Origin of the sequence: uncultured Enterovirga sp. (assembly GCF_964242715.1) — a bacterium.
In the GTDB taxonomy this organism is placed as follows: domain Bacteria; phylum Pseudomonadota; class Alphaproteobacteria; order Rhizobiales; family Beijerinckiaceae; genus Enterovirga.
Map to the genome: position 1 here is coordinate 1 of NZ_CAXTAZ010000090.1, position 9196 is coordinate 9196.

General features: G+C 71.0%; 8 protein-coding genes and 1 riboswitch. Of the genes, 6 read left to right on the forward strand and 2 right to left on the reverse strand.

From position 1 onward, the window contains the following. Window positions 1-584: GTP-binding protein (locus ACFE87_RS24185; RefSeq protein ID WP_375462218.1), on the reverse strand; the 584-nt coding region annotated here is incomplete at its 3' end. 180 nt (window positions 585-764) lie between these two features. Continuing rightward, a riboswitch (cobalamin riboswitch) is annotated at window positions 765-964 on the forward strand. Between the two features lie 26 nt (window positions 965-990). Here ACFE87_RS24185 and ACFE87_RS24190 point away from each other — a divergent pair. Genes ACFE87_RS24190 through cobO form a run of 6 tightly spaced genes read left to right on the forward strand, consistent with a single transcriptional unit; the run spans window position 991 to window position 7499 of the window. Next, window positions 991-1422 carry a DUF1636 domain-containing protein gene (locus ACFE87_RS24190; protein ID WP_375462219.1) on the forward strand — a complete coding sequence of 144 codons (432 nt, stop codon included), beginning with the start codon at window positions 991-993 and terminating at the stop codon, window positions 1420-1422. Further along, window positions 1419-2102 (forward strand): bifunctional adenosylcobinamide kinase/adenosylcobinamide-phosphate guanylyltransferase, encoded by a 684-nt coding sequence (locus tag ACFE87_RS24195; RefSeq protein ID WP_375462220.1) that lies wholly within the window; start codon window positions 1419-1421, stop codon window positions 2100-2102. The genes ACFE87_RS24190 and ACFE87_RS24195 overlap by 4 nt, the downstream gene beginning before the upstream one ends. Continuing rightward, on the forward strand, window positions 2102-6253 hold the full coding sequence (gene cobN / locus ACFE87_RS24200; protein WP_375462221.1) for a cobaltochelatase subunit CobN: 4152 nt from the start codon (window positions 2102-2104) through the stop codon (window positions 6251-6253). Before ACFE87_RS24195 ends, cobN begins: the two co-directional genes overlap by 1 nt. Further along, window positions 6250-6483 (forward strand): DUF433 domain-containing protein, encoded by a 234-nt coding sequence (locus tag ACFE87_RS24205; RefSeq protein ID WP_375462222.1) that lies wholly within the window; start codon window positions 6250-6252, stop codon window positions 6481-6483. Before cobN ends, ACFE87_RS24205 begins: the two co-directional genes overlap by 4 nt. Next, the gene (locus tag ACFE87_RS24210) at window positions 6484-6876 is read left to right on the forward strand and encodes a DUF5615 family PIN-like protein (protein ID WP_375462223.1); all 393 of its coding nucleotides are present in this window, start codon (window positions 6484-6486) and stop codon (window positions 6874-6876) included. It begins immediately after the preceding gene. Next, on the forward strand, window positions 6873-7499 hold the full coding sequence (gene cobO / locus ACFE87_RS24215; protein WP_375462224.1) for a cob(I)yrinic acid a,c-diamide adenosyltransferase: 627 nt from the start codon (window positions 6873-6875) through the stop codon (window positions 7497-7499). Before ACFE87_RS24210 ends, cobO begins: the two co-directional genes overlap by 4 nt. Window positions 7500-7545: 46 nt before the next feature. Here cobO and ACFE87_RS24220 read toward each other — a convergent pair. Further along, window positions 7546-9196, reverse strand: a 1651-nt coding sequence (locus ACFE87_RS24220; RefSeq protein WP_375462225.1) for an AAA family ATPase, incomplete at its 5' end; no start/stop codon positions are given.

Sequence of the window (9196 nt, forward strand, 5' to 3'; positions counted from 1 at the left end):
GGCGCGGTCTCGTCGCCCTTCGGCGGCGGCAGCCGGGTGACGATCGCCTCCAGCACGAGGTCGATGCCGAGACCGGTCTTGGCCGAGATCGGCACGGCGTCCGAGGCGTCGAGGCCGATCACCTCCTCGATCTGCTCCTTGACCCGGTCGGGCTCGGCCGCCGGCAGGTCGATCTTGTTCAGGACGGGCACGATCTCGTGGCCGGCATCCAGCGCCTGGTAGACGTTGGCGAGCGTCTGCGCCTCGACGCCCTGGGAGGCGTCAACGACGAGGAGCGAGCCCTCGCAGGCCGCGAGCGAGCGCGAGACCTCGTAGGCGAAGTCGACGTGGCCGGGGGTGTCCATCAGGTTGAGGATGTAGTCCTTGCCGTCCTCGGCGCGGTATTCGAGGCGCACGGTCTGCGCCTTGATGGTGATGCCGCGCTCCTTCTCGATATCCATCGAATCGAGCATCTGCTCGCCCATGTCGCGCAGCGCGACCGTGCCGGTCGTCTGCATCAACCGATCGGCCAGCGTCGATTTGCCGTGGTCGATATGCGCCACGATCGAGAAGTTGCGGATGTTCTGGATCGGATGGGTGGTCATGAAAGCCTAGGGGGCGGACACGCCCGTCCGTGCACGGAACGCATGCGAATGCGCCCGCCACGGCTCGCACGGGCGCGGAAGAACAGGCCCGAGATAGCAGCCGGGCCGCCGCGCGCCAAGGGAAGGGGCCGGCGCGCCCGCTGGGGCCGAGGCACGCTTGCCAGCGGCCGGCCCGCATGGTTGGTGCCGGCTGCTTTCGGTGCCCCGGTCAGCCGGGGTGAAACGGGAATGCGGGACGGGCCTTGTCGGCCCCAAACCGCGGCTGCCCCCGCAACTGTAGGCGGAGAGTCGACCCCACGACGTCACTGGCGCGAGCCGGGAAGACGGGGTTCGGCGCCGATCCGCGAGCCAGGAGACCGGCCGAGAGCGCGAACTTGATCCGGCGGCGGGCCGGAAGGAAAAGCTCATGTCCGGGACCGACGGCACCATGCCGCCACCGGGGCCGCGCGGCCCCGTGCTCATCAGCGTCTGCGTCAGCTGCCGGGGGCCGGAGGGCTCGCCGCCCGAGGCGCGGCCTGGCGAGGACCTGCTCGCCACCTTGCGCCGGGACGTCGCGGCCAGCGGCGCCGACATCCGTGTCCGGGCCGTGCAATGCCTCAGCGTCTGCAAGCGGCCCTGCACCGTCGCGCTGACCGGCCCCGACCGCTACACCTACGTGTTCGGCGACCTCGATCCCGCCACCGGCTCGGCGGCCATCCTCGAGGGTGCCCGGACCTTCGCGTCCATCGAACACGGCTACATGCTCTGGCGCGAGCGCCCGGAAGCGCTACGCCGGGGCATCGTCGCCCGCATCCCGCCGGCGGACTGGGACCCGGACGACGGGAGCCATCCCCGGTGACGGCGCTGCCGACCACGCTCGTCCTCGGCGGGGCGCGGTCGGGCAAGTCGGCCTTCGCCGAGCGGCTGGTCCTGGAGAGCGGCCTCACGCCGGTCTACGTGGCGACGGCCGAGGCCGGCGACGGCGAGATGAGCGAGCGCATCCTGCACCACCGCGAGCGGCGCGGGGAGGGGTGGCGGGCTGTCGAGGAGCCGCTCGATCTGGTGGGGTTGTTGAGGGCGGAGGCGCTCATTTGCCCTCCCCCTTGCGGGGAGGGCCGAGCCGAAGCGAAGCTTCGGGCCGGGGTGGGGGTGGATCAGGAGGCACAGCCTCGGGTTCCTCCTGCACCACCCCCACCCGGCTCGGCCTCCGGCCGAGTCCACCGTCCCCGCAAGGGGGAGGGTAGTCCGGCCATCCTCGTGGACTGCCTCACCCTCTGGTTGTCGAATCTCTTCTTCGCGGAGCGCGATCTCGATCGCGAGACCGCGGCCCTGTGCGAGTTCCTCGCCGCCTCCGATTTACCGGTCGTTTTCGTCTCGAACGAGATCGGGATGGGCCTTGTCCCGGACACCCCGCTCGGACGCCGCTTCCGAGACGCGCAGGGGCGGCTGAACCAGGCCGTCGCGGCCGCCGTTCCCCGGGTCGTCTTCGTGGCGGCCGGTTTGCCGCTCTGGCTCAAGCCTCCGAACGGGGCCGGCTAGTGCATCTCCAGGTCGCCCCGATCCAGGATCTCGACGATGGCACGGCCGCCCGCGACCTCGGGCAGGCGCCTGCTGAGATCGTGATCCTGTCGGCGGCGGATTCGGAGCTCGCCGGCCTCGCCGCGATCCTGGCCGACCGGCCAGCCGGCGCGCCGGGCGTCGCGCTGACGAATTTCCTCCAGCTCGGCCACCCGATGTCGGTCGACCTCTATGCCGACCGAACCCTGGCGAAGGCGCGGTTCGTCCTGCTCCGGCTCCTCGGAGGCTCGGGCTATTGGGCCTACGGCATCGAGACCCTGCGGCGCGTCGCGTTGCAGCGTCGCATCCCGTTCGCCTGCCTGCCGGGCGACACGCGCTGGGACCCGGATTTCGCCGCCCGCGGTACGCTGCCCGAGGCGGAGGCGCGCGCGCTCTGGCGCTATTTCGCGGAGGGCGGCCCGGACAACATGCGGGCGGCCCTGGCCGCGCTCGATCATGCGCTCGGCGAGGGCCCTCCCCCGGAGCCGGCGCGCCCGGTGCCATCCGCCGGCTTCTGGCCCGGTCCCGTGCCGGCGGACGACCGGCCCCGCGCCGCGATCCTGTTCTACCGCGCCCTCGTCCAGGGCGGCATGACCGAGCCCGTCGCCGCGCTCGCGGCCGCCCTGGAACGGCGCGGCATCGCGGCCCAACCCATTTTCGTCACGAGCCTCAAGGACGAGAGCTCGGCCGCGACGCTGCGCTCCTGCTTCGCGGCCGCGCCGCCCGACATCGTCCTGAACGCGACCGCCTTCGCCGTCGGCACGCCGGCGGGCGCATCCCGTCATTCCGGGGCCGCGCAGCGGAACCCGGAACCCATGGAAGCGGGCCAGGCCGGAAGCGATCCACAGGGCGTGCAAGCCGTGGGTTCCGGGTTCTCGCTGCGCGAGCCCCGGAATGACGGATCGAGCGCCATCCCGGGCGCACCCGACTGCCCGGTCCTCCAGGTCGCCTTCGCGGCCACGAGCGAAGCGGCGTGGCGCGCCTCGCCGCGCGGGCTGTCGCCGCGCGATCTCGCCATGCATGTCGTCCTGCCCGAGGTCGACGGCCGCATCTTCGCAGGCGCGGTCGCCTTCAAGGAGCCGGCCCCGGACGGGGTCGCTCGCGCGATCGTCAGCCGGTCGGTCCCCGACCGGATCGAGGCCGCGGCCGATCTCGCCGCCGCCTGGGTGCGGCTCCGGCGGACGCCGGCCGCCGAGCGCCGCGTCGCTCTGGTGGTGGCGAACTACCCGAACCGCGACGGCCGCCTCGCCAACGGCGTCGGGCTCGACACGCCTGCAAGCTGCGCCGTCCTGATGGAGGCCTTGCGCGAGGCCGGCTACCGGCTCGACGGCGCGCCCGCGGACGGGCCCGCGCTGATGGCGCTTCTCACCGCCGGCCCGACCAACGCGCTGGTCGGGCGCAGCACACGACAGGGTGGGGTGCGCTGGCCCGTCGAGGCCTACCGGGCCGCCTACGCGACCCTGCCGGCCGAGACGCGGGCGGCGGTCGAGGCGCGCTGGGGTGATCCGGAGGCGGACCCGCATGTCGAGGCAGGCGACTTCCGCCTCGCTTTGCACCGCTTCGGCAACCTCGTCCTCGGCGTGCAGCCGGCGCGGGGCTACAATATCGACCCGAAGGAGACCTACCACGCGCCGGACCTCGCGCCGCCGCACCATTACCTCGCGGTCTATCTCTGGCTGCGGCAGGGCTTCGACGCCCATGCCGTCGTTCATGTCGGCAAGCACGGCAATCTCGAATGGCTGCCCGGCAAGTCGACCGGGCTCTCGGCCGGCTGCTTTCCCCAGGCGATCCTCGGCGCGCTGCCGAACATCTATCCCTTCATCGTCAACGATCCGGGCGAGGGCATGCAGGCCAAGCGCCGGAGCGCGGCCGTGATCGTCGACCACTTGACGCCGCCGCTCGCCCGGGCGGAACTGCACGGCGACCTCGTGCAACTCGAGCGGCTCGTCGACGAATACGCGCTGGCGGCCGATCTCGACCCGGGCCGCGCCGCCGCGATCGGGCGCGACATCCTGGCCTCCGCCTCGGCGTTGCGGCTCGATGAGGATCTCGGCGGCGACGCGGCCGGCTCCGACGAGATGCTGCGCCGCCTCGACGCGCATCTCTGCGACCTCAAGGAGATGCAGATCCGGGACGGGCTGCACGTGCTCGGCCGCTCGCCCGAGGGCACGCTTCTCGATGACCTCCTGGTCGCCCTGGCCCGCCTGCCGCGCTCAGAACTCCGGCCCGAGAATGCCTCGCTCCAGCGGGCGCTCGCGGCCGATTTCGGACTGGATGGCTTCGACCCGCTCGGGCGGGACATTGCCGCACCGTGGACGGGGCGGCGGCCGGCTCTGCTGGCCGGTGTGTCCGAAGAGCCCTGGCGCACGGCGGGGGATACGGTCGAACGGATCGAGATGCTGGCGACGAAGCTCGTTCGGGATGTGGCTAACCCGTTTGCGGCCGCAGGACGCGAACCCTCTCCCCGGTGGGGAGAGGGCAGGGTGAGGGGGACCACGCCATCCGAAGAGGGCGCACCCCCCTCACCGGGCGCGCCTCGCGGCGGAGTTCCAGAACGGCGTCATGCTGAGGAGGCCGGCGGAGCCGGCTGTCTCGAAGCACGCGCAGACGACGGGGTGCATGCTTCGAGACGCGCCTGCGGCGCTCCTCAGCAAGACGCCGTAAGTGGAATGTCGTGGACCCACACCCGCCCCGTCCTCGACTGGATCGCCTCCGACCTCCGCCCCCGCGTGGCCCGCTCCGGCGCGGCCGAGACTGCCGCCTGCCTCACGGCGCTCGACGGTCGCTTCGTCGCGCCCGGTCCGTCCGGGGCTCCGACCCGCGGCCGGCCGGACGTGCTGCCGACCGGCCGCAACTTCTTCGCCGTCGACGTCCGGGCGGTGCCGAGCGAGGCGGCCTGGCGCACCGGGCGGGCCGCGGCCGAGCGCCTGGTCGAGCGCTACTGGCAGGAGGAGGGCGAGTGGCCCCGGGCCATTGCGCTGTCCTGCTGGGGCACCGCCAACATGCGGACCGGCGGCGACGACATCGCCCAGGCGATGGCGCTTGTCGGGGCGCGGCCGGTCTGGGAGCCGGAATCGGGGCGGGTCACGGGCTTCCAGGTGATCGGCCTGTCCGAGCTGATGCGTCCGCGGGTGGACGTAACGCTGCGGGTGTCGGGCCTCTTCCGGGACGCCTTCCCGGTGCAGATCGATCTGTTCGATTCGGCCATCCGGGCGATCGCGGCGCTCGACGAGCCGGAGAGCGACAACCCGATCGCGGCCTGCATCCGGGTCGATGCCGCTTCGCTTGCCAGCACGGGCACCGGACCGGAGGCGGCGTTCCGCCAGGCCTCGGCCCGCGTCTTTGGGTCGAAGCCGGGCGCCTACGGGGCGGGCTTGCAGGCGCTGATCGACGAAGGCGGCTGGGGCAACCGGGGCGATTTCGCCGCGGCTTATCTCGCCTGGGGCGGCTTCGCCTACGGGGCCGGGCGCGAGGGCGAGGAGGCGGGCGAGCGATTGTCGGCGAACCTCGCCCGGGTCGATGCCGTGGTGCAGGCGCAGGACAACCGCGAGCACGACGTGCTCGATTCCGATGATTATTACCAGTTCATGGGCGGCCTCTCCGCGACGGTCGAGACGCTGAGCGGCCGGGCGCCGCCGGTCTTCCACCTCGACACGTCGCGGCCGGAGGCGCCGCTCGCCCGCACGCTGACGGAGGAGGTCGCCCGCGTCGTGCGCGGCCGCGCCGCCAATCCGAAATGGATCGCGGGCGTGATGCGGCACGGCTACAAGGGTGCCTTCGAGATCGCGGCGACGGTGGATTACCTGTTCGGCTTCGCGGCGACCACGAACGCGGTCCGCCACCACCAGTTCGACCAGCTCTTCGCCGCCTATCTCGAGGACGAGCGCGTGCGCGACTTCATGGAAGAGGCGAACCCGGCCGCGCTCCGCGAGACGGCGGGGCGGTTCGCGGAGGCCATACGGCGCGGGCTGTGGCAGCCGCGCTCGAACCGCGCGGCGGAGGTGCTGTCGGACCTCGTCAGCGAGGCGGACCCCATCATGGTCAGCTCCGCCAACCTTGCTCCCACCCTGGCGTCGACGCATGCTGCATCCGGCCCGTACACCGGCGACACGGAGGCGATCGGACCCGCATGACGCTCGAGACACCCAGAATCGTGCTGGATCCGGCGGTGCTGGCCGGCAAACCCGCGGTGCGCGGGACCCGGCTCTCCGTCGAGTTCATCATCGGGCTGATGGCGGAGGGCTGGGGCCAGGACGACATCCTGGCGAACTACCCGAACCTCACCCGGGACGACGTGTTGGCCTGCCTCGCCTATGCCCGCGACGGGCTGCGCCTAGAGCGGGCCTATCCAAGCGCAGCCTGAATGCGGTTCCTGGCAGACGAGAACATGCCGTGCGCCGCCGTTCAGGCGCTGAGGCAGGCTGGACTCGATGTCGCCTCTGTCACCGAGGGCCATGCGGGCCTGGCGGACCATGCCGTCCTGGCCTGGGCGGCGCGCGAGGATCGCGTCCTGCTGACATTCGATACCGATTTCGGCGAACTGGCCCTTCAAGCGGGGTTGCCGCAGCAATGCGGCATCATCCTGTTTCGCCGGCCGATGCCGTCGCCCGGCAAGGCTGCATCCTGGATCGCGCTGACGATCGGCTCGCGGAGCGACTGGGCGGGTCATATCTGCGTCGTCGAGCCTGGCCGGATCCGCATGCGGCCCCTTCGCCCACTCCGTCCCGCGACCGACAACCCGAGCGAGCTCCCGTGATCCCCTCTCCCGAAGACGAAGCCGCCAATGCCCGCCACGCCGAAAAAATGCGCAAGCACAAGGCGGCCAAGGACAAGATGCTGGCCGGCAAGAGCGCCGACAAGGGGCTCCTCATCGTCCATACTGGGGCCGGCAAGGGCAAGACCTCGGCCGCGCTCGGCATGGTGTTCCGGCACATCGCCTATGATTGGCCGGTCGGGATCGTGCAGTTCATCAAGGCGCCGTCCTGGGAGACGGGCGAGGCGAAGCTGCTCGGCCGCTTCCCGGAGCTGGTCACCCTCCACGTCATGGGCGAGGGCTTTACCTGGGACACGCAGGACCGCGAGCGCGATATCACGACGGCGCGGGCGGCCTGGGAGCGCAGCAAGGAGCTGATCCTCGACGAGCGCCACCGGCTCGTCCTGCTCGACGAGCTGAACATCGCGCTCCGCTACGATTACCTGCCGGTGGAGGAGGTGGTCGCCTTTCTGCGCGACGAGAAGCCGGCCGGTAAGCATGTCGTCGTCACCGGCCGCAATGCCAAGCCGGAGCTGATCGAGATCGCCGATCTCGTGACCGAGATGACGCTCGTCAAGCACCCGTTCCGGCAGGGCATCAAGGCCCAGAAGGGCATCGAATACTGACGCGGAGCGGCGGCCTGCCCGCCGGGGGAAGGCCGCCGCCCGCGGCTTAGTTCAGGGCCATCCCGGCCGGCCGGCGCTCGGCGCCGACGCTGACGTCGCCCAGCATCAGGCCGAGCGGCCCGAGCCGCACCGGGACGGTCTCGCCGTCATGCACCTGCCCGGACAGGATCAGCTCGGCCAAAGGATCCTGGATATTCTTCTGGATCACGCGCTTCAGCGGACGTGCGCCATAAGCCGGGTCGTAGCCCTTTTCGGCAATCCAGCCCCGCGCCTCCGCATCGAGTTCGATCGTGATCTTCCGGTCCTCGAGCAGCTTCGCGAGCCGGCCGAGCTGGATGTCGACAATCGCGCCCATCTCCGTCCGCTTGAGGCGGTGGAACAGGATGATCTCGTCGACGCGGTTCAGGAATTCCGGCCTGAAATGCGCCCTGACGACATTCATCACCTCGTCCCGCACCTCGTCGGTGTCGTGGCCCTCGCCCTGGTTGACCAGGTATTCGGCCCCGAGATTGGACGTCATGATGATGAGCGTGTTGCGGAAATCGACCGTGCGGCCCTGCCCGTCCGTCAGCCGCCCGTCGTCGAGCACCTGCAGGAGGACGTTGAACACGTCCGGATGCGCCTTCTCGATCTCGTCGAAGAGGACGACCTGGTACGGCCGGCGCCGGACGGCTTCGGTGAGGGCGCCGCCCTCCTCGTAGCCGACATAGCCGGGCGGCGCGCCGATGAGCCGTGCGACCGAGTGCTTCTCCATGTATTCCGACATGTCGAGGCGGACGAGCGCCGATTCGTCGTCGAACAGGAACTGCGCCAGCGCCTTGGTCAGCTCGGTCTTGCCGACGCCGGTCGGGCCGAGGAACATGAAGGAGCCCATCGGGCGATTCGGGTCCTGGAGCCCGGCACGGGCGCGCCTGACGGCGGTCGCGACCGACCGCACAGCTTCCTCCTGGCCGACGACCCGGCGGGCGAGCATAGCCTCCATGCCGAGCAGCTTTGCGCGCTCGCCCTCCAGCATCTTGTCGACCGGGATCCCGGTCCAGCGGGAGACGACGCCGGCCACGTGGGACGGCGTGACCGCCTCCTCCATGAAGCCTGAGCCATTGCCGCGCGTGCCGTCCTCGGACCGGGCCTCGATCTCGCCGAGCTCCTTCTCCATCCCGGGGATGATGCCGTAGGCGAGTTCGCCCGCGCGCTGGTACTGGCCCAGGCGCTGCGCCTGGGCGAGTTCCGTCCGGGCCTCGTCGAGCTTCTTCTTCAGCTCCGCCGCGTGGCCGAGCTTGTCCTTCTCAGCACGCCAGCGCGCCGTAATCGCGGCCGAGCGCTCTTCGAGATTGGCCAATTCCTTCTCGAGCCGGCCGAGCCGGTCCTTGGAGGCGGTGTCGGTCTCCTTCTTGAGCGCCTCGCCCTCGATCTTGAGCCGCACGATTTCGCGGTCGATCGTATCCAGCTCCTCGGGCTTCGAATCCACCTGCATGCGAAGCCGCGAGGCGGCCTCGTCGACGAGGTCGATCGCCTTGTCGGGCAGGAATCGGTCCGTGATGTAGCGGTTCGACAGCGTCGCCGCCGCGACCAGCGCCGCGTCCTGGATGCGGACGCCGTGGTGCTGCTCGTATTTCTCCTTGATGCCGCGCAGGATCGAGATCGTGTCCTCGACCGTCGGCTCGGACACGAAGACGGGCTGGAAGCGCCGCGCCAAA

Excerpts from the sequence above, each read along its gene's own strand:
- ACFE87_RS24190 (WP_375462219.1), top strand. The coding sequence starts at position 991 with ATGTCCGGGACCGACGGCACCATGCCGCCACCGGGGCCGCGCGGCCCC.
- ACFE87_RS24210 (WP_375462223.1), top strand. The coding sequence starts at position 6,484 with ATGCGGTTCCTGGCAGACGAGAACATGCCGTGCGCCGCCGTTCAGGCG.
- ACFE87_RS24205 (WP_375462222.1), top strand. The coding sequence starts at position 6,250 with ATGACGCTCGAGACACCCAGAATCGTGCTGGATCCGGCGGTGCTGGCC.